General features: G+C 62.7%; 22 protein-coding genes. 16 read left to right on the plus strand and 6 right to left on the minus strand.

What is annotated here, in order from left to right:
• Positions 1-79 precede the first annotated feature (79 nt).
• The 10 genes from trpS (at position 80) to AYK65_RS02065 (ending at position 9,038) form a co-directional block, all read left to right on the plus strand.
• Positions 80-1,144 carry a tryptophan--tRNA ligase gene (gene trpS, locus AYK65_RS02020; RefSeq protein WP_046119993.1) on the plus strand — a complete coding sequence of 355 codons (1,065 nt, stop codon included), beginning with the start codon at positions 80-82 and terminating at the stop codon, positions 1,142-1,144.
• Positions 1,145-1,257: 113 nt separating this feature from the next.
• A complete protein-coding gene (locus AYK65_RS02025; protein WP_026613457.1) occupies positions 1,258-1,749 on the plus strand; it encodes a universal stress protein in 492 nt (163 codons plus the stop codon).
• 105 nt (positions 1,750-1,854) lie between these two features.
• The gene (locus tag AYK65_RS02030; RefSeq protein ID WP_026613456.1) at positions 1,855-2,421 is read left to right on the plus strand and encodes a NifU family protein; all 567 of its coding nucleotides are present in this window, start codon (positions 1,855-1,857) and stop codon (positions 2,419-2,421) included.
• Between the two features lie 213 nt (positions 2,422-2,634).
• Positions 2,635-3,294 carry a tRNA (adenosine(37)-N6)-threonylcarbamoyltransferase complex dimerization subunit type 1 TsaB gene (tsaB, locus tag AYK65_RS02035; protein ID WP_081157856.1) on the plus strand — a complete coding sequence of 220 codons (660 nt, stop codon included), beginning with the start codon at positions 2,635-2,637 and terminating at the stop codon, positions 3,292-3,294.
• 77 nt (positions 3,295-3,371) lie between these two features.
• On the plus strand, positions 3,372-3,869 hold the full coding sequence (locus tag AYK65_RS02040; protein WP_046119992.1) for a GNAT family N-acetyltransferase: 498 nt from the start codon (positions 3,372-3,374) through the stop codon (positions 3,867-3,869).
• A gap of 66 nt (positions 3,870-3,935) precedes the next feature.
• Positions 3,936-4,790: a lyso-ornithine lipid O-acyltransferase gene (gene olsA, locus AYK65_RS02045; protein WP_081157857.1), complete on the plus strand. Its 855-nt coding sequence runs from the start codon at positions 3,936-3,938 to the stop codon at positions 4,788-4,790.
• Between the two features lie 96 nt (positions 4,791-4,886).
• Positions 4,887-6,314 (plus strand): tRNA (N6-isopentenyl adenosine(37)-C2)-methylthiotransferase MiaB, encoded by a 1,428-nt coding sequence (miaB, locus tag AYK65_RS02050; RefSeq protein ID WP_081157858.1) that lies wholly within the window; start codon positions 4,887-4,889, stop codon positions 6,312-6,314.
• A complete protein-coding gene (locus AYK65_RS02055; protein ID WP_046119989.1) occupies positions 6,311-7,366 on the plus strand; it encodes a PhoH family protein in 1,056 nt (351 codons plus the stop codon). The genes miaB and AYK65_RS02055 overlap by 4 nt, the downstream gene beginning before the upstream one ends.
• Before the next feature lie 19 nt (positions 7,367-7,385).
• Positions 7,386-7,892 carry an rRNA maturation RNase YbeY gene (gene ybeY, locus AYK65_RS02060; RefSeq protein WP_026613451.1) on the plus strand — a complete coding sequence of 169 codons (507 nt, stop codon included), beginning with the start codon at positions 7,386-7,388 and terminating at the stop codon, positions 7,890-7,892.
• A 12-nt stretch (positions 7,893-7,904) separates the two neighbouring features.
• Positions 7,905-9,038, plus strand: a complete 1,134-nt coding sequence (locus AYK65_RS02065; RefSeq protein ID WP_081157859.1) for a hemolysin family protein — start codon at positions 7,905-7,907, stop codon at positions 9,036-9,038.
• Positions 9,039-9,106: 68 nt separating this feature from the next.
• Here the strand turns inward: AYK65_RS02065 and AYK65_RS02070 are convergent, their stop codons facing one another.
• Entirely contained in the window at positions 9,107-9,685 is a 579-nt protein-coding gene (locus AYK65_RS02070) for a LabA-like NYN domain-containing protein (protein WP_026613449.1), read from the minus strand.
• Positions 9,686-10,099: 414 nt separating this feature from the next.
• Between AYK65_RS02070 and lnt the strand changes: the two genes are divergently transcribed.
• The 4 genes from lnt (at position 10,100) to trmB (ending at position 14,752) form a co-directional block, all read left to right on the plus strand.
• Positions 10,100-11,695 (plus strand): apolipoprotein N-acyltransferase, encoded by a 1,596-nt coding sequence (gene lnt, locus AYK65_RS02075; protein WP_046119987.1) that lies wholly within the window; start codon positions 10,100-10,102, stop codon positions 11,693-11,695.
• 137 nt (positions 11,696-11,832) lie between these two features.
• Positions 11,833-12,246, plus strand: coding sequence for a helix-turn-helix domain-containing protein (locus AYK65_RS02080; RefSeq protein ID WP_026613447.1), 414 nt, complete (start codon positions 11,833-11,835; stop codon positions 12,244-12,246).
• Between the two features lie 358 nt (positions 12,247-12,604).
• Positions 12,605-13,885: a methionine adenosyltransferase gene (gene metK / locus AYK65_RS02085; RefSeq protein WP_081157860.1), complete on the plus strand. Its 1,281-nt coding sequence runs from the start codon at positions 12,605-12,607 to the stop codon at positions 13,883-13,885.
• 168 nt (positions 13,886-14,053) lie between these two features.
• Complete coding sequence (gene trmB, locus AYK65_RS02090; RefSeq protein ID WP_081157861.1) at positions 14,054-14,752, plus strand: tRNA (guanine(46)-N(7))-methyltransferase TrmB; 699 nt, start codon at positions 14,054-14,056, stop codon at positions 14,750-14,752.
• A gap of 130 nt (positions 14,753-14,882) precedes the next feature.
• On the opposite strand, the gene AYK65_RS02095 is transcribed toward trmB, so the two are convergent.
• Together AYK65_RS02095 and AYK65_RS02100 are read right to left on the minus strand one after the other, a co-directional pair.
• Positions 14,883-15,140, minus strand: a complete 258-nt coding sequence (locus AYK65_RS02095) for a BQ00720 family protein (protein WP_026613444.1) — start codon at positions 15,138-15,140, stop codon at positions 14,883-14,885.
• A gap of 50 nt (positions 15,141-15,190) precedes the next feature.
• Positions 15,191-15,619 carry an Hsp20 family protein gene (locus AYK65_RS02100; RefSeq protein ID WP_026613443.1) on the minus strand — a complete coding sequence of 143 codons (429 nt, stop codon included), beginning with the start codon at positions 15,617-15,619 and terminating at the stop codon, positions 15,191-15,193.
• Between the two features lie 208 nt (positions 15,620-15,827).
• Between AYK65_RS02100 and AYK65_RS02105 the strand changes: the two genes are divergently transcribed.
• A complete protein-coding gene (locus AYK65_RS02105; RefSeq protein ID WP_046119984.1) occupies positions 15,828-16,772 on the plus strand; it encodes a nucleoside hydrolase in 945 nt (314 codons plus the stop codon).
• Positions 16,773-16,873: 101 nt separating this feature from the next.
• Here AYK65_RS02105 and AYK65_RS02110 read toward each other — a convergent pair whose 3' ends face one another.
• The 3 genes from AYK65_RS02110 to AYK65_RS02120 all read right to left on the minus strand — a co-directional run bounded on the left by AYK65_RS02110 (position 16,874) and on the right by AYK65_RS02120 (position 21,831).
• Positions 16,874-19,249 carry a methyl-accepting chemotaxis protein gene (locus tag AYK65_RS02110; protein WP_046119983.1) on the minus strand — a complete coding sequence of 792 codons (2,376 nt, stop codon included), beginning with the start codon at positions 19,247-19,249 and terminating at the stop codon, positions 16,874-16,876.
• A gap of 441 nt (positions 19,250-19,690) precedes the next feature.
• Entirely contained in the window at positions 19,691-20,590 is a 900-nt protein-coding gene (locus AYK65_RS02115; RefSeq protein WP_046119982.1) for a ribokinase, read from the minus strand.
• A 50-nt stretch (positions 20,591-20,640) separates the two neighbouring features.
• Complete coding sequence (locus AYK65_RS02120; RefSeq protein WP_081157932.1) at positions 20,641-21,831, minus strand: DNA recombination protein RmuC; 1,191 nt, start codon at positions 21,829-21,831, stop codon at positions 20,641-20,643.
• 129 nt (positions 21,832-21,960) lie between these two features.
• Between AYK65_RS02120 and def the strand changes: the two genes are divergently transcribed.
• Entirely contained in the window at positions 21,961-22,485 is a 525-nt protein-coding gene (gene def / locus AYK65_RS02125; RefSeq protein ID WP_081157933.1) for a peptide deformylase, read from the plus strand.
• Positions 22,486-22,519 lie beyond the last annotated feature (34 nt).

The raw sequence follows: 22,519 nt of genomic DNA on the forward strand, positions 1-22,519 counted from the left end.
ATTGCATCTGCCCCACCGTGCATAAGCGCGGCGGACATCAACTGGAGCCGGGCCCTCCACAAGCCCGATTGGGAACGACATGAACGAATTCAAGCCGCTCGTATTTTCCGGCGTTCAACCGACCGGCAACCTGCATCTCGGCAACTATCTCGGCGCGATCCGCAAGTTCGTCGCCCTGCAGGAGAACAACGACTGCATCTATTGCGTGGTCGATCTCCACTCGATCACGGCGCAACTCGTGCATGAGGATCTGCCGGGCCAGATACGCTCGATCGCAGCCGCCTTCATCGCCTCCGGCATCGATCCGGAGAAACACATCGTCTTCAATCAGTCGGCCGTGCCGCAGCACGCCGAGCTCGCCTGGATCTTCAACTGCGTCGCCCGCATCGGCTGGATGAACCGGATGACCCAGTTCAAGGACAAGGCCGGCAAGGACCGCGAAAACGCCTCTCTAGGCCTGCTTGCCTATCCGAGCCTGATGGCGGCCGACATCCTCGTCTATCGCGCCACGCACGTTCCCGTCGGCGATGACCAGAAACAGCACCTGGAACTCACGCGCGACATTGCCCAGAAGTTCAATATCGACTTCATGGAGCAGATCCGGCGGCACGGCTACGGCGTCGACATCATCGTTGGCGAAGAACCCATTCACGCCTATTTCCCGCCGGTGGAGCCTCTGATCGGCGGGCCGGCGCCGCGCGTGATGTCGCTGCGCGACGGCACGAAGAAGATGTCGAAATCCGATCCTTCCGATCTGTCGCGCATCAACTTGATGGACGATGCCGACACGATCTCGAAGAAGATCCGCAAGGCCAAGACCGACCCGGACGCGCTGCCGAGCGAAGTGGACGGCCTTGCGGGCCGCCCGGAGGCCGAGAACCTCGTCGGCATCTATGCGGCACTCTCCGACACGTCGAAGGAAAAGGTGCTGGCGGAGTTCGGCGGGCAGCAATTCTCGGTGTTCAAGCCGGCGCTTGCCGACCTCGCTGTCAGCGTTCTTTCGCCGATCACCGGCGAGATGCGCCACCTGATGGACGACCCGACGCATATCGACACCATCCTGCGCAAGGGCGGCGAGCGCGCCCGGGCAAGGGCCGAAAAGACGATGCGCGAAGTCCGCGAAATCATCGGTTTCTTGCAGTAGACAAAAGTTGGAGCGGGGCGTGGGCGGGAAACCGCACACACATTTCCATGATCCCGCTCCACCCGTAAAAAACAGCGCTTGCGGGCGCCCGGCGGCGATGTCATGTTCGCGGCATGGTTTCGACCCGACTCTCACGACTGGAAGGTCATCGCCGCAAGTTCATGGCGGTGATCGACGACACGCCCGAATGTGGCCGTGCCGTGCATTACGCCGGCATGCGCGCGAAGAATTCCAATGGCGGCCTCGTGCTGCTCTACGTGATCTCAGACGCCGATTTCCAGCAATGGTTGGGGGTCGAGGAGATCATGCGCGCGGAAGCGCGTGAGGAGGCCGAGGCGACGCTCGCCAAGGTCGCTCAGACTGTGCGCGAAAGAATCGGCATCGAACCGGAAATCGTTATCCGCGAAGGCATCGCGACCGAACAGATCCATGCCGTGATCGAGGAGGATCGCGACATCGCGATCCTGGTGCTCGCGGCCGGATCGGCCAAGGAAGGACCAGGCCCCCTCGTGTCGTCCATCGCCGGGAAAGCTGCGGCCTTCCCAATCCCCGTCACCGTCATCCCCGACCTTCTGACGGACGAGGAAATCGACGCACTGACCTGAGCTAGAAGCGCCATTACGCTCTTGCGGGTTCACTGCAGGGCTCCTATATTTTTGAACAATTCTAAAGTGCCGGTCGAGGTCGCTCCCGGCAGAACGGAGAGAGACATGTTCATCCAGACCGAAGCCACACCGAACCCGGCAACCCTGAAGTTCCTGCCCGGCAAGGTCGTGATGGAGAACGGCACGGCCGAATTCCGGAGCGAGGAAGAGGCACGTGCGGGATCGCCGCTTGCAGCGCGGCTCTTTTCGATCCCCGGCGTTACCGGCGTCTATTTCGGCTATGACTTCATTACCGTGAGCAAGGAAGGGCAGGAGTGGCAGCATCTGAAGCCCGCCATTCTCGGCTCGATCATGGAACATTTCATGTCCGGCCAGCCGATCATGTCGGGAGCGGGCCGCGCCGAAGAAACGGATCAGGAAGGCGAATTCTATGACGAGGGCGACGAGGCGATCGTTGCCACGATCAAGGAATTGCTGGAAACGCGGGTACGGCCGGCCGTAGCCCAGGACGGCGGCGACATCACGTTCAGGGGCTTCAAGGATGGTACCGTGTTCCTGAATATGAAGGGGGCGTGCTCCGGCTGCCCGTCTTCGACGGCGACCTTGAGGCACGGCGTTCAGAACCTGTTGCGCCATTTCGTTCCGGAAGTCGAGGCGGTCGAATCCGTCTGACCCGGAGCAGATCGAAACGCGGAAACATGTGTGGGGGCCCCGCGCATGTTTCGCTTTCCGTTCGGCTCCATATTTCTTAAATCGGATTTGGTTTGGGGCTAGAATCGTGTGCGATTCCAAAGCGCCAGCGGCCTCGGACGCAGGTGCGGCGGCTGTGCGCACGTCGCAGTGAGCTCGCTTGCGAGGCAATCGAGGGAGGAGATCGCAGCGGAAATGTTAGTGCTTGCCATCGACACATCCGGGACCGGCTGCTCCGCGGCGGTCTATGACGGCAGGGCGGAGGAGGTTCTGGCGCGCGCCGGCGCGGAGATCGGCCGCGGCCATGCCGAGCGCCTCATGGACTTCGTCGACGAGGCCTTGATTGCCGCCGACAGACAGCTCGCGGATATCGAGCGGATTGCGGTGACCATAGGCCCTGGGTCGTTTACCGGCATCCGCGTCGGCGTTGCCGCCGCGCGGGGCCTCGCGCTGGCGCTTGGCAAGCCGGCGGTAGGCGTCACGACGCTTCAGGTCATCGCCGAAAGCGCGCGGCTCAAAGAGCCCGGCCGGCCTGTACTCGCCGTCATCGACGCAAAACGGGACGAGGTCTATGTTCAGTCGTTCGACGCCCGCGGCTGGGCCGAGGGCGCGCCGGAGATCCTGTCCGCGGGCGAGGCGCACGAACGCTTTTCCGGCTTTTCCGGCATCGTCTCGGGTTCAGGCGCCCATTTGGTCACCGCCAACGCGGCGGGCGGCAAGCCGGACGAGATCGACATCGGCGTCGTCGGTCGGCTCGGCGGTGTCGCCGATCCGGCCGCAGCCAAGCCGAAACCGCTCTATCTGCGCGGGCCGGATGCCAAACCACAGGCCGGTTTCGCGGTCACTCGAGCCTGATGCATGTCGCCAAACGAAATGCATCAGACAAGGGCCGGAAACCGCGAGCACTTTTATCAATTCCCAGATCGACGTCGATGAGCTTCACCGATTACATCACCCGCCGCACCGAATTCGACATCTTTCCGCTCGAGGAGACTGACCTCGGCGCGGCCGCGGCGCTGCATCGCCAGCGCTTTGCCGCCTCCTGGAGCGACGGCGAGATTCACGCGCTTCTTACCCAGGATACGGTCTTCGGTTTCGTGGCGCGCCAGACCAACGGCATGTTCCGCCCTGCTTTCGGCGGTTTCGTGCTGTCTCGCGCCGTGGCGGGCGAGGCTGAGATCCTGACGATCGGCGTGGATCCGCGCTTCACGCGCTCCGGGCTCGGCTGGCGGCTGATGCAGGCGGCGATGCGGGAGGCCCTCGTCAAGGGGGCCGAGGCGCTCTTCCTGGAAGTCGACGAGACGAACGAGGCCGCGATCGGGCTCTACAAGAAACTCGGCTTTGTGAAGGTCGGCGAGCGCAAGGCCTATTATCAGGCGCAGCCCGGGGAGCGTACGGCGGCGCTTGTCATGCGGCTTGATCTTCACTAGTCCGATCCGGCGCCTGAGGATGCCCACGGCGGAGCGACGAATGACGAGCTTGGAAGGTGCCTGCGGATGATCAACTGGGTGCGGGTCGCGCTCTGCGTCATGCTGCTCATCCTGGTCTCGCTGGCGCTGATGCCGATCCAGATCATCTGCCTGTGGCTGGATCTGAGGCCGCGGCGATGGTTGCCGCGCTATTGGCACCGCGTGGCGTGCCTGCTGCTCGGCCTCCGCGTTCGCGTCCATGGCGAGCTCGATCACCGGCGTCCTTTGCTCCTGAGCGCCAATCACGTCTCCTGGAAGGACATACTGGTGCTTTCGTCGGTCGCCGACGTCGTCTTCGTCGCCAAATCGGATGTCAAATCCTGGCCGATCTTCGGGGTTCTCGCGAGGCTTCAGGCCTCGATCTTCGTGGAGCGCGGGCAGAAGCGCACCACGGGCCAACAGGTCAATGAAATCGGCCGGCGCCTTGCCGATGGCGAGATCGTCGTGCTTTTCCCCGAAGGCACGACCTCCGACGGCAACCGCCTGCTCGATATCAAGACATCGCTGTTCGGTGCCGCCGCCTCGGCCATTCCGCAATCGCCGACGGGCGTGGTTCACGTCCAGCCCCTGGCGATCTCCTACACCGGGATCCACGGCATGCCGATGGGGCGCTACTATCGACCCATCGCCGCCTGGCCGGGCGACATCGGTCTTCTTCCGCATCTCATCGGCGTGTTGCGGGAAGGAGCCCTCGATGTGGACGTCGATTTCGGCGAGGCGTTGGATTACGATCGTCAGTCGAACCGCAAGGAAGTGAGCCGCACCATCGAGCAGCGGATCCGCAAGATGCTGTCGGATCGGCTGCGGGGGCGGGCGGCAACGGGCGGGACGAGCGCGGCCGCTCCCGCTCTTCTCTCGCAGAAAGGGCCGCAGCGAACCTGAATTGCCTTATTTCGGGATCATTGTGATCCCGACAGGCGCCTTGGCTGCGCCCCGAAAACGCTTCAACTTTGGGGCGGTTTGCACTAAAGAACCCGCATGACCCAGGAAACAGCTCTTCTGTCGACGTCGCCCGTGACGGGCGAGATGAACGCCCCGGTACGCAAGGTTTTCGTCAAGACCTACGGCTGCCAGATGAACGTTTACGATTCCGACCGCATGTCGGATGCGCTCTCGCGCGACGGCTATGTCGCGACCGACGTCCTGGAAGAGGCCGATTTCGTCCTGCTCAACACCTGCCATATCCGCGAGAAGGCGGCCGAAAAGGTCTATTCCGAGCTCGGCCGCCTGCGCGAATTGAAGAAGGAGAAGGCGCGCGAGGGCCGCGAGATGCTGATCGGCGTCGCCGGCTGCGTTGCGCAGGCCGAAGGCAACGAGATCCTACGCCGCGCTCCGGCGGTCGACCTCGTCATCGGTCCGCAGACCTATCACCGCCTTCCCGAGGCGCTGAAGCGGGCGCGAACCGGCGAGCGCATCGTCGAGACGGAATACGCGATCGAGGACAAGTTCGACTATCTGCCCGCGCCGGACAAGGCGAAGACCCGTTCACGCGGCGTCACCGCCTTCCTGACGGTGCAGGAAGGTTGCGACAAGTTCTGCACCTTCTGCGTCGTGCCTTATACCCGTGGAGCGGAAGTTTCCCGCCCGGTGGCGCAGATCATTGCCGAGGCGGAAAAGCTGGTCGAGGCGGGTGTGCGCGAAATCACGCTGCTCGGGCAGAACGTCAATGCCTGGCACGGTGTGGGTGCGGACGAGCGCGAGTGGGGCCTCGGTGATCTCTTGCGGCGCCTCGGCGAGGTCGAGGGCGTTGCACGCCTGCGCTACACGACCAGCCATCCGCGCGACATGGACGACAGCCTGATCGAGGCGCACCGGTCGATGGCAAAGCTGATGCCCTATCTGCACCTGCCGGTGCAGTCCGGCTCCGACCGTATCCTGAAAGCCATGAACCGGCGTCACACGGCCGCCGAATACCTGGCGCTCGTCGAACGCATCCGCACCGCGCAGCCTGACCTTGCGCTCTCCGGCGATTTCATCGTCGGCTTCCCCGGCGAGACCGAGGCGGACTTCGAGGACACCCTGCGTCTCGTCGAGGCGGTGAATTATGCACAGGCGTTCTCCTTCAAATATTCGACGCGCCCCGGTACACCCGGCGCCGAGCTCAAGGATCAGGTCCCCGAGGACGTGAAGGCCAAGCGCCTGGAAAGATTGCAGGCTCTGCTCACGAAGCAGCAGCGCGGCTTCGCCGAGGCCTGCGTCGGGCGGGAGATCGACGTGCTTCTCGAAAAGCCGGGCCGTCTGCCGGGCCAACTCGTCGGACGCTCGCCGTGGCTGCAGCCCGTGAATGTTGATGCAAAAGCATCGCAAATCGGTGACATTATCAAAGTACGAATCACCAAGGCCGGCCCGAACAGCTTGTTTGCCGAGATGATCGAGGAACCGAGGGCGAGGAGCTTGACCGCTTGAACGGACACGAACTGATTTCTTCCTCATCGCGCCAGTCGAAAACATCCGCGACAGACGCCAATCATTTCGTGCTCACTTTCGAGAACAATCGCTTTGCCAGCGAACTCTTTGGTCAGTTCGATCAGAACCTGAAATTGCTTGAAGAGCGGCTGCGCATCGACGCCCGGCCGCGCGGCAATTCCGTCGCCATTTCCGGTGACGTCGTGGCGACCAACCAGGCACGCCGCGCCCTCGACTATCTCTATGGAAGACTGCAGAGTGGTGCCTCGATCGATACGTCCGACGTCGAGGGTGCGATCCGTATGGCGGTCGCCGCGGACGATCAGTTACAGTTGCCGACGATGGAGCGCAAAGCCAAGCTGACGATGGCGCAGATTTCGACGCGCAAAAAGACGATTGCTGCGCGCACGCCGATGCAGGACGCCTATATCCGGGCGATGGAGCGCGCGGAGCTCGTCTTCGGCGTCGGGCCGGCAGGCACCGGCAAGACCTATCTCGCCGTCGCGCACGCCGCCCAACTTCTGGAGCGCGGTGCGGTCGATCGCATCATCCTGTCGCGCCCGGCGGTCGAGGCGGGTGAGCGTCTCGGCTTCCTGCCCGGCGACATGAAGGAAAAGGTCGATCCCTATCTGCGGCCGCTCTATGACGCGCTCTACGACATGATGCCCGGAGACAAGGTCGAGCGGGCGATTACGGCAGGCGTGATCGAGATTGCCCCGCTCGCCTTCATGCGTGGCCGCACGCTTGCCAATGCCGCGGTGATCCTCGACGAGGCTCAGAACACGACATCGATGCAGATGAAGATGTTCCTGACCCGCCTCGGCGAAAACGGCCGGATGATCGTCACCGGCGATCCGAGCCAGGTCGACCTGCCGCGTGGGGTCAAGTCGGGTCTCGTGGAAGCGCTGCAGATCCTCAGGGGCGTGGAGGGTGTCTCGGTCATCCGCTTCAAGGACGCCGATGTCGTGCGCCACCCGCTGGTAGCGCGGATCGTCCGAGCCTATGAGGGCCACACGGCGGTCCATGACGAGAGCGAGCAGAGCGATCGCTAACGCGCGTTCGCGGTGGATCATGACGGCTTTGGACATTCAGGTCAGCGTCGATGCGGGAGATTGGCCGCCGGAGGACGAGCTTCAGTCCTTCTCGGCAAGTGTTCTCGATGCGGCTGCCGATTTTCTCGCCCGCGAAGAGGGGCAGCCGTTTCCCGGCGAAGCGGCGGAGCTGTCGCTCCTCTTCACCGACGATCGGTCGATCAGGGCGATCAACGCCGAATGGCGCGGCCAGGACAAGCCGACCAATGTGCTCTCCTTTCCTGCCTTTCCGGTGACGCCGGGCAAGATGCCGGGCCCGATGCTTGGCGATATCGTCGTCGCCCATGAGACGCTGAAACGTGAAGCGGAGGAGCTCGGAAAGCCGTTCGAGGCCCATTTGACGCATCTTCTCATCCATGGATTCCTGCATCTTTTCGGGTATGATCATATCGAAGATGAAGAAGCGGAAAGAATGGAGGGGTTGGAGACTCGCATTTTGGCGCGTCTTGGCCTATCTGATCCCTACGGGGACAGGTCTCCGATTTGACAGATTGGAACGATGAGCGACTTCAAGACACAGCCGGCCGTGGCCGCGACCGAGGAGGCCGAGGCTTCCGGCGAGGCCGAGGCGGGCAGTAGTAGTACCGCCGCCCGAACAGAGGGCAGCAAATCCACCTCATCCTTTTGGAGCCGTGCCGCACGCCTGTTGCGTGGCGTCAGCCCGTCGAGCCTGCGCGAGGACCTTGCCGACGCGCTGACGGCGGATGCCGACAGCAATGCGGCCTTCTCGCCCGAGGAACGGGCGATGCTCAATAATATTCTCCGCTTCCGCGAGGTCCGCGTCGAGGACGTGATGGTGCCGCGCGCCGACATCGAGGCCGTGGACCAGAGCATCACCATCGGCGAACTCATGGTCCTCTTCGAGGAATCGGGACGCTCGCGCATGCCGGTCTATAGCGAGGGCCTCGACGACCCGCGCGGCATGGTGCATATCCGCGACCTGCTCGCCTATGTGACCAAGCAGGCACGCAACCGCCGCCGTAACGGCAGGGCCCACACGGCGACGAACGGCGAGAAGGCGCCCCGCCAGCAGAAGCCGGGCTTCGATCTTTCCCGCGTCGATCTCGACAAAACACTGGAGGAGGCCGGCATCATCCGTCAGCTCCTGTTCGTGCCGCCGTCGATGCTAGCTTCCGATCTCATGCAGCGGATGCAGGCGGCGCGCATTCAGATGGCCCTCGTCATCGATGAATATGGGGGCACGGACGGCCTCGTATCGCTCGAGGATATCGTCGAGATGGTCGTCGGCGACATCGAGGACGAGCATGACGACGAGGAAGTGATGTTCGCCCGTACGTCAGACGACATCTTTGTCGCCGATGCCCGCGTGGAACTCGAGGAGATCGCCAGCGCGATCGGTCCGGATTTCGACGTGCGCGAGCAACTGGAGGATGTCGATACGCTCGGCGGGCTCGTCTTCGCCTCGCTCGGCCGGATTCCGGTGCGCGGCGAAGTGGTTCAGGCGATCCCCGGTTTCGAGTTCCAAATTCTCGATGCCGATCCGCGCCGCGTCAAACGCGTGCGGATCATGCGCAAACGTCCGCCTGCACGACGCCGCCCGCCGAAGGAAAAGGAAATGTTGCCGCCGGCAGGCGAGCTTCCTGCGCTCCCGGCCCCGCCCTCGGCTGAATGAACAGCTTTGTCTTTCTAAGGTTAAGCTGGATGCGGGCGAAGAATCGCACGCATCCTTTCCAATCCAATTTATGAGTTTACGTCCACATTGGCCGGGGCCACCGGGCGTGTCGCTGAATCCGGCGGATGGCGGTCGATCTCCTTACGCAGGCTGATCAGGTCGATGAAACAGTCGGCCTGCCGGCGTAGTTCGTCGGCAATCATCGGCGGCTGCGTCGACATTGTCGAGACAACGGAAACCTTGCGGCCTTTTCGTTGCAGCGCCTCCACCAGGGTAGTGTAATCGCCGTCGCCGGAGAAGATCACCAAATGATCGAGCACTTCGGCCTGTTGCATTGCATCAATGGCGAGTTCTATGTCCATATTGCCCTTGATCTTGCGGCGACCTTGGGCATCCGTGTATTCCTTGGCAGGCTTTGTCACGACCGTGTAGCCGTTATAGTCCAGCCAGTCGATCAAGGGGCGGATCGAGGAAAACTCCAAGTCTTCGATAAGCGCGGTGTAATAGTAGGCTCGCAGGAGGTACGCCCGTTTCTGGAACGCGGCGAGCAATTTGCGGTAGTCGATGTCGAAGCCCAAGCTCTTGGATGTGGCGTAGAGATTGGCGCCATCGATGAAAAGCGCGATCTTCTCGCGGGGATCGAACAATGAGGCCTCCTCATTCACGGGTCCGGACTATCTTTACGGGGGTTCCTCACTCAGGAGGCGGCGGAGGTGAACCCGCTTCCTCCATCGTACGCCAAGATAGGGTGACTGGGAGCGGCTCGGTCATCAATTTAGCAACTGTGGTTAATATGCATTACAGCGCCGCGCGCGTCTCATCAGACGCCCAAAGGTCGCTGTAGCACTTTGAATCGCTGCATGTTTTTATCCTTAAATCGGCTAGGATTTAAGGAAACATACAGTAGACAATTCTCAACTGAGCCCCGAGCTTGTCAACCCTCTGAAAGGAGGGGTTACGCGGCGGCGGGACAAGCCGCCACTTTTTTGGAAGACTGCCGCCGACTGATTCGGTTTTCTTCCCGCGCAGGCTGTCGAAGGCCCGCGCCGACTGGAGGCTCTATGGAGAGACTGGCAGGCAGGATCATACTTCTTTCCGGAGTGTCCCGGGCACTCGTCGGCTTCGCGGCCGGGCTCGTGGCGGTGCTTACGCAGCCGCCCTTTGGCATTTTCGCGGCGGCCTTCGTTTCCTTTCCGATATTGGTCTGGCTGATAGACGGGATCGCGACCAATCCGAACGACGGCCTGTTGAAGCGGCTTCTGCCGGCCGCGTCGATCGGCTGGTCTTTCGGTTTCGGATATTTCCTTGGCGGGCTCTGGTGGCTCGGCAATGCGCTGCTTGTCGAGGCGGATGCCTTCGCCTGGGCCTTGCCATTGACGGTCGTCGGCCTTCCCGCCCTGCTCGCGCTATTCTATGCCGTGGCGGTTGTCATCGCCCGCTGTCTTTGGTCCGACGGCATGGGCCGGATCGCCGCTCTTGCCCTCGGATTCGGGCTTGCGGAATGGCTGCGCGGGTTCCTGTTCACCGGCTTTCCCTGGAACGCCATAGGCTATGCGGCCATGCCGATGCCGCTGATGATGCAATCGGCGAGCGTCGTCAATCTCGCGACGATCAACATGCTCGCCGTCTTCGTCTTTGCCGCGCCCGCACTCATCTGGACGGGCAAGGGCGCGCGCCCCGGCCTCGCCATCGCCGTGGCGCTCTTCGCGACGCATGTCGCCTTCGGCTTCTACCGGCTCGGCCAGCCGGCGCCGCAGCCACCCGCGCCGCAGATGACCGTCCGCCTCGTCCAGCCGGTGATCGACCAGGCCAAGAAAATGGACGATCGCGAGCGCTCGTCGATCTTCGAGAATCATCTCTCCCTGACCGCCGCTCCGGCGGAGGAGCGTGGCAAGCGGCCGGATATCGTCGTCTGGCCGGAAACGTCGATCCCCTTCATCCTCACCGACAACCCCGATGCACTGGCGCGGATCGCCGAAGTGCTCGAGGAGGGGCAGATTCTCGTCGCCGGCGCGGTCAGGGCCGAGGACGCCGGCGCCGGCCTGCCGCCGCGCTACTACAATTCGATCTACGTCATCGATGACCGCGGACAAATCGTCGGGGCGGCCGACAAGATACATCTGGTGCCGTTCGGCGAATACCTACCGTTCGAGGACCTGCTCTCCTCCTGGGGCCTGAGTTCCGTCGCCGCTTCCATGCCGGGCGGCTTCTCGGCGGCCAAGATCCGTCCGCTGCTGACCTTACCGGGCGGAAGAACGGTGTATCCGCTGATCTGCTACGAGGCGATCTTCGCCGATGAGGTCGACGGTAACGCCCGCCTGGCCGACGCGCTCTTGAACATCACCAACGATGCCTGGTTCGGCGACACGCCCGGTCCGCGGCAACATTTTCGTCAGGCCCAGCTTCGCGCAGTCGAAACCGGGACGCCGATGATTCGCGCTGCCAATACCGGTATATCAGCAATTGTTGATGCACGCGGTGTTTTAGTGGTAGGATTGGGGTACAATTACAAGGGAGTTGTAGACACAATTCTGCCGGGAAAAATGCCTAGCGTCACGGACGCCGCCATGAGAAGCAAAATCTTCTGGTTGACGGCGAGTTTTCTCCTTTTGGTTGCGGCAATCTCTCGCTTAGGTTTTAATATTAGGAAGAATTGACGTAAAACCCCTAAAATTGCATAGTGGTATTTGCCGGCAACTTTCACCTGCCGCGAGCGAGTGACAGGTTGCCATTACGCGAAGAGCAGCAATGCCAGGTTGTCGGCAACCGGAACAGCGAGTTTAGGAAGGCGAATATGATTGAAAACAAGAAGAAGCCGAACCCGATCGACATCCATGTCGGTAGCAGGATTCGCCTTCGTCGGACGATGCTTGGCATGAGCCAGGAGAAGCTCGGCGAGAGTCTGGGGATCACATTCCAGCAGATTCAGAAGTACGAAAAGGGAACGAATCGCGTCGGCGCGAGCCGGTTGCAGAACATTGCGCAGATTCTCAATGTGCCGGTGTCGTTCTTCTTCGAAGACGCGCCGGGCGAGGGCGCCGGCACCGGCATGGCCGAGGCATCGAGCTCCAACTACGTGGTCGATTTCCTGTCGTCGTCGGAAGGGCTGCAACTCAACCGCGCTTTCGTCAAGATCGCCGACCCGAAGGTCCGGCGCAAGCTGGTGGACCTCGTCAAGGCGCTTGCTGCCGAGGCGGAGGCGGAATAAGCGGGAACACTCCCCGTGTCGAAAAAGCGGCCGTCGGCCGCTTTTTTCGTATTTCGGGCAGCGGTCGATTTGCGCGCTGCAACCCCGAATGCATGTCTCCTTAAATCGACCTCGCTTTAAGGACAAAGACATGCGGCAATTCAAAGTGCCACAGCGACATTTGCGCGTCCGATAAGATGCGCGGCACTGTAGCCGCCCCTCGACGCGAAAATTTTTCCACGAAACGAGGCAATTTCGCCAAGGTCGGGCGTGGCAGCAATGTCGATATAAAGATATATTTATGTCGTTGTGTGCTTGTTTTTCGCCGGCAAAACCACTAACACGTTCGCACCGCTTTTTCATTGAGGGGACTTCCCGCATGCGCGCAAACTACCTGTTCACAAGTGAATCCGTTGCCGAAGGTCATCCGGACAAGGTGTGTGACCGTATCTCCGACGAGATTGTCGATCTGGTTTACCGCGAAGCGGCGAAGTCCGGCGTCGACCCGTGGAGCGTGCGCATCGCCTGTGAAACCTTGGCTACGACCAATCGCGTTGTCATTGCCGGCGAGGTCCGCCTGCCGCCGAGCCTCCTGAAGAAGGACAAGAACGGCAACGACGTCATCAATCCGTCGAAGTTCAAGTCGGCTGCCCGCAAGGCGATCCGCGACATCGGCTACGAACAGGATGGCTTCCACTGGAAGACGGCGAAGATCGACGTGCTGTTGCACTTCCAGTCCGCGCACATCGCGCAGGGCGTCGACAGTGCCGCCGACAAGCAGGGCGAGGAAGGTGCCGGCGACCAGGGCATCATGTTCGGCTATGCCTGCCGCGAGACCGCCGAGCTCATGCCGGCGCCGATCTATTATTCGCACCGCATCCTGAATCTGCTTGCCGCCGCCCGCAAGAAGGGCGAAGGCGAGGTCGCCAAGCTCGGCCCGGATGCCAAGAGCCAGGTGACGGTACGCTATGTCGACGGCAAGCCGGCCGAGGCCACCTCGATCGTTCTTTCCACGCAGCATCTCGACGACAGCTGGGATTCCGCCAAGGTACGCTCCGTGGTCGAACCCTATATTCGTGAGGCGCTGGCCGATCTGAAGATCGCCGACGACTGCACCTGGTACATCAACCCGACCGGCAAGTTCGTCATCGGTGGACCGGACGGCGATGCCGGCCTCACCGGCCGCAAGATCATCGTCGACACCTATGGCGGTGCCGCGCCGCATGGCGGCGGTGCCTTCTCGGGCAAGGACACGACCAAGGTCGACCGTTCGGCCGCCTATGCCGCCCGTTACCTCGCCAAGAATGTCGTTGCCGCCGGCCTCGCCGATCGCTGCACGATCCAGCTTTCCTACGCTATCGGCGTTGCCCAGCCGCTGTCGATCTATGTCGACCTGCACGGCACCGGCAAAGTCTCGGAAGATCAGGTCGAAAAGGCCATCCGCAAGACGATGGACCTCTCGCCGACCGGCATCCGCCGCCATCTCGACCTCAACCGGCCCATCTATGCCAAGACGTCTGCCTATGGCCACTTCGGCCGCAAGGCCGGTCGCGATGGTTCCTTCTCCTGGGAGAAGCTCGACCTCGTCAAGCCGCTCAAGGAAGCGATCGAGCACGACACCACGGCCGTCAACGGAAGGGCGGCCAGCCGCGCGGCGTAAGCGCCGCTGATGCGGCTTCGGAGAAGCCGCGCATTGAAGATAGCGCAGCGGCCTGCTATCAGGCGCTGCAAAAAATCAGGGCGGGCGCTCCGGTGAGGGGCGTCCGCCTCGTTCATTGTGATTTCGGGCCGGTCCGACGCGAAATCATTGTGATCCAGGAAGGACGATATGACCGAACCGCGCCGTGCAAGAGCAACGGAGGCTTTCTTCGGCCGCCGCAAAGGCAAGCCCCTGCGGGAGCGCCAGGCCGCGCACCTAGAAAACCTGCTGCCTGCTCTGAAGCTCGATCTGACTGAGGCTGCGCCGCAACATCTGGCGTCGCTTTTTCCCGAACCCGTCAAGCGAATCCGCCTGGAGATCGGCTTCGGCGGCGGCGAGCACCTCATCCACCGTGCCGCGGAGGATTCTTCGACCGGGTTCATCGGCGTGGAGCCCTTCGTCAATTCGATGGCGAAGCTGCTCGGTCAGATCGAGGCGAAGGGGATCAGGAACGTCCGCCTCTACGACGACGATGCGACCCAGGTGCTCGACTGGCTGCCCGCAGCCTCGGTCGATCAGATCGACCTGCTCTATCCCGATCCCTGGCCGAAACGGAAGCACTGGAAACGGCGCTTCGTCTCCAAGGTCAATCTCGACCGCTTCGCGCGCATTCTGAAGCCGGGCGGCCTCTTCTGTTTCGCATCCGATATCGACAGCTATGTCAATTGGACGCTCATCCATTGCCGTGACCACGCCGCATTCGAATGGACGGCGGAAAAGGCGGCCGACTGGCTGACGCCCTTTGCCGGCTGGCCGAGCACGCGCTATGAGGCCAAGGCCCGCCGGGAAGGGCGAAGCTCGGCCTATCTCACCTTCCGCCGCGCTTAGAATGCTTTGGATTTGTCCCTCTCCTCGGGTTTAACCCGAGGACTAACCCTCTCCCCGCACGCGGAGAGGGAGAGAGGGTGGCCGGTAGGGCGGACGAGGGGCCAAATTCAAGTTAATACGCGCCAGCCGATCAATGCAGGCTGACGGTGCGCAGGTCGTCCTCGGCCGCCTTGAAGAAGGTGCTGGAACGGTTATCCGTCAGGAGAATCGGAGTGCCGTCGGCGCCGAATAGGGCCCACAGGTCGATTCCGGGACCCATTTCGGGCGCCTCGGGAAAGCAGCGGGAGACCTCCTCCGAACGCATCTTGCGGATATAGCCGACTTCGCCTGCGCCAAGATGCGCAAGGTCGCTTTTCGACAGCGATGTGTTGATGGTTTTCAGTCCCATGGTGATGCTCCGTGGTCGCCGGCTTTCAAGGAAAAATCCCGCCGGTTATCCTATTCTGGGACCGAAATGTTAATTTTCTTTACCATGCGGACCGGCTCCGGGCGCACGAGATCGACCGAAAGGAGCCCGTTGCGCAGCTCCGCGCCGAGAACCTGCATGCCGTCGGCAAGCACGAAGGTGCGCTGGAACTGCCGAGCGGCGATGCCACGATGCAGATATTCCCGCTCGCCGGTGTCGACCTGACGGCCGCGAATGACAAGCTGATTTTCCTCGGTCGTCACGTCGAGGTCTTCCTCGGAGAAGCCGGCGACCGCGAGCGTTATCCGCAGGCGTTCCGGCGCGCCGGAAGCGTCGCCGCGAATGCGCTCGATATTGTAGGGTGGATAGCCATCATTGCCCTTGGCGATGCGCTCAAGGGTCTTCTCCATACTGTCGAAACCCACGAGAAGCGGGCTCGTAAATGGCGTTATTCTGCTCATTCCCAAAGTCCTTGCAGCTCAAGCGACCATCTTGTCGGACCTGCCATGCAGCATCCTGGCAGCAATATGGTAGCTGTGTGCAACGAGTGCAAGCCGCTTGCCTCCGCAGCCCACGCAAATCATAGTCGCTTCTCGGATATTCGGCCCGTGAAGGGCGACCACGTGATTTCGATCCGGCGAGCGGCCGTGGTCCGGCAGGAGACGTAAAGTGTCAAGCGCGAGAAAGATCATCATCGACACCGACCCGGGGCAGGACGATGCAGCGGCGATCATGCTGGCCTTCGGCAGCCCGGAGGAGATCGAGGTCCTCGGCATCACCACCGTCGCCGGCAATGTCCCGCTCACGCTGACGGCGCGCAACGCGCGGATCGTCTGCGAGCTTTGCAACAGGACCGACGTGAAGGTCTTTGCCGGCGCCGAGCGGCCGGTCGCCCGCCCGCTGATTACCGCCGAGCACGTACACGGCAAGACGGGGCTCGATGGCCCCGAACTCTCCGAGCCGACGATGCCGCTCCAGGAGCAGCACGCCGTCGATTTCATCGTCGAGACTTTGCGCACCGAGGCGCCAGGCGCGGTCACGCTTTGCACGCTGGGCCCCTTGACGAATATCGCGCTGGCCCTCACCAAGGCGCCCGAGATCGCACCGGCGGTACGCGAGCTCGTACTGATGGGCGGCGGCTTCTTCGAGGGCGGCAATATTACGCCCGCGGCGGAATTCAACATCTATGTCGATCCGGAGGCCGCCGAGATCGTCTTCCGCTCCGGAATTCCGATCGTGATGATGCCGCTCGACGTGACGCACCGCGTTCTTACACGCAAGGCCCGCGTCGAGAAGATCCGCGCCATCGGTAGTCCGGCGGCTGTTGCGCTTGCGGAGATGCTGGAATTCTTCGAGCGATTCGACATCGAAAAATACGGTACCGACGGCGGCCCGCTGCACGATCCGACGGTGATCGCCTATCTGTTGCGACCGGAACTCTTCACCGGCCGCGACTGCAATGTCGAGATCGAAACGGCTTCCGCCCTGACCGCGGGCATGACGGTGGTCGACTGGTGGCAGGTGACCGGACGCAAGCACAATGCCAAGGTCATGCGGCACATCGACGACGAGGGCTTCTTCGATCTCCTGACCGACCGGCTGGCGCGCATTTAAGCTGATTGCAATCTCCCGATCCGGATCGATCCGGGTCCAAGCCGTCAAAACCAAAACGGCGCCGCATCGGGCGCCGTTTCGCGTTTCGCCATGTCGCCGGGTCAGAACTCTTCCCAATTATCCTCGGCCAACGCATTGGCGCCGGACGTCTTGGCGAGTACGCGCTGCGTCGGAGCCGAATAGGCGCCGCTGCGCGGCGCCGCCTTTGCCGTCGCTGCCGGGCGAGGGGCAGGGCTTTCCGCGGCCCGCATCCGGTCGGCGGCGCCACGCAGCATCTCGGCCGAGGACTGGGCAGGCGCCTGCGCGGCGACGCGGAAGCGGGAGACGAGCGCACTCAGCGCCCGTGCCTCGTCGTTCAGCGCCATGCTCGCCGCCGTCGTTTCCTCCACCATGGCGGCGTTCTGCTGCGTCACCTGGTCCATCTGGTTGACCGCCGAGTTGATCTCCTTGAGACCGACGGCCTGTTCCGATGCGGAGCTGGAGATCTGGCGGATGAGGCCGTTGATCTCAACCACCTGCTCGGCGATCTTCTCGAGCGCGCCGCCCGCCTTGCCGACGAGATCGACGCCTTCGCGTACCTGGCCGGCCGAGGTGTTGATCAGCGTCTTGATCTCCTTGGCGGCATTGGCCGAGCGCTGCGCGAGTTCGCGGACTTCCTGTGCGACGACCGCGAAGCCCTTGCCGGCATCGCCGGCGCGCGCTGCCTCGACCCCCGCATTGAGCGCCAACAGATTGGTCTGGAAGGCGATCTCGTCGATGACGCCGATGATGCGGCTGACCTCATGCGACGATTGCTCGATGCCCCGCATGGCAGCGATCGCCTTCTGGACGACTTCGCCGGATTGTTCGGCATCGTTGCTTGCGACCTCGACCGATTTCGCTGCGACCTTGGCGTTTTCGGCGCTGGCGTTCACCTGCGAGGTCAACTGGTCGAGTGCGGCGGCGGTTTCTTCGAGGCTTGCGGCCTGCTGTTCCGTCCGGTGCGACAGATCGTTGGCGGCGCTCGAGATCTCGCCGGTGCCGCTGCCGATATTCACGACCGAGTGGTTCACGGTGCGGATCGTTTCTTCGAGGCTCTCCATCGTCGCGTTGAAGTCGCGCTTCAACTGCGCATATTCGCCCGGAAAGTCGTCGGTGATCCGGAAGGCGAGATCGCCGGAAGCAAGATGCGACAACCCCTTGCCGAGGCGCGCGACGATGTCGCGCTGGAGCGCATTGCTTTCGGCGCGTTCGTTTTCCGACCGGCTGCGCTCGCGTTCCGCCTGCTCGCGCTCATGGCGGGCCTCGCTTTCCAGGCGCCGGTTGTCGGCGAGCTGGTGGCGGAAGCCTTCGAGTGCCTTGGCGACGGCGCCGGTTTCGTCGGCACGGTCCTGGCCGGAGATCGGCAGCGTGTATTCGCCGTTGCTGAGCGTCTCGACATCGCGAACAAGACCGGCAAGCGGCTTCTGCACGAACCGGCGTACGGCGAAGTAGAGGCCGGCGAGCACCGCACCGAGTACCACCAGACCGCCGACGATCATCATGTAGGTTTGATCGCGGACCGGCGCGTTGATGGCAGTGCGCGGAACGTCGACCAGCACGACCCAGCTAGCATTCACATTGGGCAGCTTGAAAGGATAGACGAGGCGGTCGAAAGGCTCGTTTCTGTCATAGGTCAGGTTCTTGACCATGCCGGACGCACCCGTGGTGAGGGCGTTCTTCACGGTGTCGGCACCTTCGCCGTCGTAATCCTTCATCAGAAGCTCGGGGATCGGCGCGGCGAGCCATTTGCCGCCCTGCGAAAGCAGGTAGACGCGCCCCGTCCCGAAAGGCTTGAGCTTGCCGAGCCGATCGGCGAGCGAGGCAAGCGAGATGTCGGCGCCCGAGACGCCGATCATCTTGCCGTTCGACATCACCGGATAGGCGATCGAGGTCATCGTTGTCGGAACGTCGGTCCCCTCGGCCAGGTAAGGCTGGGTGATGGCGCCCTTGCCGCTCTTGGCCGCGAGAGCATACCATTCGGCCGCATAGTCGGCCTTGAATGTCGAGAGCTGCGCCTTGCCGTTGCGATCCTTCGACCAGTAGGGCGTGAAGACGCCCTCCGCATTACCGCCAAGTTCCGTATTGTTGACGACGTCCTTCCCGTCGAAGGCTTTCGATTCCTCGGCGAACCAGCTTCCGAAGGCGAAGTCGTGCTGGTCGAGATTGGCCTTCAAGAGGTTGATGGCGCCGGCCCGGTCGGTGGACTGCCCGGCGTGACCGCGTCCCAGCACGCCCGACATGGTGCGAGCAGCGGCGGCCAGCTCGCCCACGCTTCCGGCGATGTCGGAAGCGATGGCGCGTGCCTCCGTCTGCGCGCCGTCGAAGACCAACGTCTCGACGCGATCCTGAGTCTGGGAGATGAGAACGAAATTCGATGCGAGCAGCACGAGGGCGATCGTGCCGCCCGTCACCGCAATCAGCTTGGTCGCCAGCGATTTGGCTTGGAACTTGAACATGAAATCCTCACGTATTTGGAGGTCCGCAGGTGTCACCTGCGACGTCACGCATTCCGATGTTTGGGTGAAAGCCCCGTCATGGAGCCCAGATGCCGACCGGCACGAAGGAGGTGGCCCGAAGTAATCGGACTTCTCGTCCAACTGATTAGACGATCAAAGATTAAAATACGGCCAACACGTAAGCCGATTCATGCGCCGCCCAAGTAAAATTCACACCGCAAGCGTCGTTACCGCGACCTATACTGTTCAGATTGCGAAAAGCGCGGAAATGGGATGTCAGAGCGGGAGTAACAAGCGGTTTCCGCCCGCAACCGCCCCGACCCTTCAATGCCGGTCGCCAAGTGTGCAGCGGCTTTGAACGAGCGACATTGCACAGCAACGAAGACCTAAAACGCGGCGCATCGAGTTCGGTTGAATGCACCGCGCTTCAGGACGCATGATCTAAAGCCGGGCGGCGACTTCCGCGGCAGTGGGGATCGCCGGCTGCGCGCCGGGCTTGAGGCAGGCGAGCGACCCGGCGACCGCGGCGCGCCTGAGCGCATCGGGGAAGGCGAGGCCGGCGTCGAGGCTCGCCGCGAGATAACCGCAGAAGGTGTCGCCTGCGCCCACCGTGTCGACGGGCTCGATCTTGAGCCCTCTGGCGCGATGGACTTCGCCTTCGTGAACGGCGACGACGCCCTCGGCGCCAAGCGTCACGATGACAGTCTGGCCCGTCTCGGCGTGAAGCTGCCGCATCGCCGCTTCCCGCTCGGCCCCGTCGATGCCGCTCTTGCCGGCAAGCAGTTCGAACTCGGTCTCGTTGGCAATGACGATATCGGCCATGCGGCCGAGCCTTGCCGCATCCGCTGTCAGCGGTGCGATGTTGATGATCGAGCGGACGCCTTGCCGCTTGGCCTCGGAAAGCGCTTTCTCGACCGAGGCGGCGGGGATTTCGAGCTGCAGCATCAGCGTATCGCCGGGAGCCATTCCCGCGACTGCCGAAACGGCGTCTTCCTCGCCGACCGTTCCGTTGGCGCTGGCGACGACGACGATGACGTTCTCGCCGTCTCCACCGACGATGATATGCGCCGTGCCGGTCGGCTCCTCCACGGTCTTCGTGAGGCTGAGATTGGCGCCCGCCTCCCTGAGCAGGGCGAGCGCGCCGTCGGCGAAACTGTCGGATCCGACCGCACCCGCCATGCCTACCTGAGCGCCGGCGCGGCGCGCGGCGAGCGCCTGGTTGGCGCCCTTACCTCCGGCTGCGGTCGAAAAGCCCGTCCCGGCGACCGTCTCACCGGGTTTCGGAAGGCGTGCGGTCGTGGCGATCAGGTCCATGTTGATGGATCCAAAAACAGTGATCATGTGGAAAGTCCCGTCGGCTTCGTGATTTCGCCGGAGAGTGCCCGACGGCGTCAGTCCTCGTCAACCACCATGAGCTTCAATTGGCCCACGCGGCTGTCCTTGGCGCGCCCGATCTTGTCGCCCTGGCTGGGATCGGCTTCGCCCTGCAGTTCGAGCGCCTCGATCTTGGCACCGCGCCGGGTAAGCTTCTCCGATGAGATCAGGATCTCCTCGACGTCCTTCTGGGTCATGGCGAAATGGCCTTGGAGCTTGCGCACGCGTTCGTCGAGCCGCGAAAGATCCTCCATCAGCCGCACGACCTCGCCTTGGATAAGATGGGCCTGTTCGCGCATGCGGGCGTCTTTCAGGATCGCCTGGATCACCTGGATCGACAGAAGCAGAAGCGAAGGCGAGACGATGACGATGCGTTGGCGGTGTGCCTTCTGTACGATCGCTTCGAAATGCTCGTGGATTTCGGCGAAGATCGATTCGGAGGGAACGAAGAGGAAGGCCGTGTCCTGCGTTTCGCCGGGCAGCAGGTATTTGCTGGCGATATCGCGGATATGCACTTCTAAGTCGCGGCGAAAGGCTTGCGCGGCCTGTTGCCTCCGCTCGGCACTCTCGGCGTCGCGCATCGCGTTCCAAGCTTCGAGCGGAAACTTCGCATCGATGACCAGTGGCGGCTGGCCGTTCGGCATGCGGATCGTGCAGTCCGGCCGCGCGCCATTGGAGAGTGTCGCCTGAAAGGCGAAGGCGCCCATCGGCAGGCCGTCGGCGACGATCGCCTCCATCCGCGACTGGCCGAAGGCGCCGCGCGTCTGCTTGTTGGCGAGGATGTTCTGCAGCCCGGCCATGTCCTTGGCGAGCGACTGGATGTTGCTTTGCGCGTTGTCGATCACGGCGAGCCGCTCTTGCAGGCGCCTGAGATTCTCATGCGTCGCCTTCGTCTGTTCACTGAGCGAGGCGCCGATCCGGTGCGTCATGCCGTCGATGCGCTGGCTGATCGCCTGGTTGAGTTCCGCCTGCCGCGCCCCGAAAACCTCGGACATGGCGGCGATGCGGCCCTGCATTTCCGTCTGCGCGGCAAGCAGCGCCGACATCTGTTCACCTTGCTCGACCGCCCGACGCGAACGGGCGCGACGTGCGAGGACGGCAGAGAGCACCGCCATCAGCAGCGCCGCGGCGGCGAGATGGCCGGCCGTGACGGGCAGGGTGCCGATGAGGAACAGCGGCTCGTCGAAGGAAAAGGTTATGGGCTCCATGGCCATGAGCCTAAACAGATTCGCCTCCGAAGACCAGATCAAAACAAGAACAAATGAGCCGTTCCGGTTGAGCACCACCGGTCGGCAATTTTCTTGCACGCGAACCGAAAGATCGGCTATGGGACGAGCATGACGATCAAGCCGCTCATCATCCTTCCCGATCCGGTCCTGCGCCAGGTGTCGACACCGGTGGAGACCATCGACGCCGACATTCGCCGGCTTGCCGACGATATGCTCGAAACCATGTACGACGCGCCGGGCATCGGTTTGGCGGCGATCCAGATCGGCGTGCCGAAGCGCCTCCTGGTTCTGGATGTGACGAAGGAGGGCGAGGAGAAGAGGCCGCTCGTCTTCATCAATCCGAAGATCGTCCGCTCGTCCGAGGAGCGCTCGGTCTACGAGGAGGGCTGCCTGTCGATCCCGGACTACTACGCCGAGGTCGAGCGGCCGGCAGCGATCACGGTGGAATATCTCGATCGCGAGGGCAAGGAACAGGCGATCGGGGCCGACGGCCTGCTCGCCACTTGCCTGCAGCACGAGATCGACCATCTGAATGGAGTCCTCTTCATCGACCATATCTCCAAGCTCAAGCGCGATATGGTGATCCGCAAGTTCACCAAGGCGGCCAAGACGCGCGGCGCCAAGGCGATCTGATCGGCGCTTGGGCTGGAGCCGCCGCCCGCTTGCG

The sequence above is a fragment of the Ensifer aridi genome (genome assembly GCF_002078505.1).
GTDB classification, from domain to species: domain Bacteria; phylum Pseudomonadota; class Alphaproteobacteria; order Rhizobiales; family Rhizobiaceae; genus Sinorhizobium; species Sinorhizobium aridi.

Bases quoted from the DNA above. Each gene is read 5' to 3' on its own strand.
- lnt (WP_046119987.1), top strand. From the start codon at position 10,100: ATGGAGAGACTGGCAGGCAGGATCATACTTCTTTCCGGAGTGTCCCGG.
- def (WP_081157933.1), top strand. From the start codon at position 21,961: ATGACGATCAAGCCGCTCATCATCCTTCCCGATCCGGTCCTGCGCCAG.
- AYK65_RS02065 (WP_081157859.1), top strand. From the start codon at position 7,905: ATGAGCGACTTCAAGACACAGCCGGCCGTGGCCGCGACCGAGGAGGCC.
- AYK65_RS02080 (WP_026613447.1), top strand. From the start codon at position 11,833: ATGATTGAAAACAAGAAGAAGCCGAACCCGATCGACATCCATGTCGGT.
- metK (WP_081157860.1), top strand. From the start codon at position 12,605: ATGCGCGCAAACTACCTGTTCACAAGTGAATCCGTTGCCGAAGGTCAT.
- trpS (WP_046119993.1), top strand. From the start codon at position 80: ATGAACGAATTCAAGCCGCTCGTATTTTCCGGCGTTCAACCGACCGGC.
- miaB (WP_081157858.1), top strand. From the start codon at position 4,887: ATGACCCAGGAAACAGCTCTTCTGTCGACGTCGCCCGTGACGGGCGAG.
- olsA (WP_081157857.1), top strand. From the start codon at position 3,936: ATGATCAACTGGGTGCGGGTCGCGCTCTGCGTCATGCTGCTCATCCTG.
- tsaB (WP_081157856.1), top strand. From the start codon at position 2,635: ATGTTAGTGCTTGCCATCGACACATCCGGGACCGGCTGCTCCGCGGCG.
- AYK65_RS02040 (WP_046119992.1), top strand. From the start codon at position 3,372: ATGAGCTTCACCGATTACATCACCCGCCGCACCGAATTCGACATCTTT.
- ybeY (WP_026613451.1), top strand. From the start codon at position 7,386: ATGACGGCTTTGGACATTCAGGTCAGCGTCGATGCGGGAGATTGGCCG.
- AYK65_RS02025 (WP_026613457.1), top strand. From the start codon at position 1,258: ATGGTTTCGACCCGACTCTCACGACTGGAAGGTCATCGCCGCAAGTTC.
- AYK65_RS02110 (WP_046119983.1), bottom strand. From the start codon at position 19,249: ATGTTCAAGTTCCAAGCCAAATCGCTGGCGACCAAGCTGATTGCGGTG.
- trmB (WP_081157861.1), top strand. From the start codon at position 14,054: ATGACCGAACCGCGCCGTGCAAGAGCAACGGAGGCTTTCTTCGGCCGC.
- AYK65_RS02120 (WP_081157932.1), bottom strand. From the start codon at position 21,831: ATGGAGCCCATAACCTTTTCCTTCGACGAGCCGCTGTTCCTCATCGGC.
- AYK65_RS02095 (WP_026613444.1), bottom strand. From the start codon at position 15,140: ATGGGACTGAAAACCATCAACACATCGCTGTCGAAAAGCGACCTTGCG.
- AYK65_RS02030 (WP_026613456.1), top strand. From the start codon at position 1,855: ATGTTCATCCAGACCGAAGCCACACCGAACCCGGCAACCCTGAAGTTC.
- AYK65_RS02115 (WP_046119982.1), bottom strand. From the start codon at position 20,590: ATGATCACTGTTTTTGGATCCATCAACATGGACCTGATCGCCACGACC.
- AYK65_RS02100 (WP_026613443.1), bottom strand. From the start codon at position 15,619: ATGAGCAGAATAACGCCATTTACGAGCCCGCTTCTCGTGGGTTTCGAC.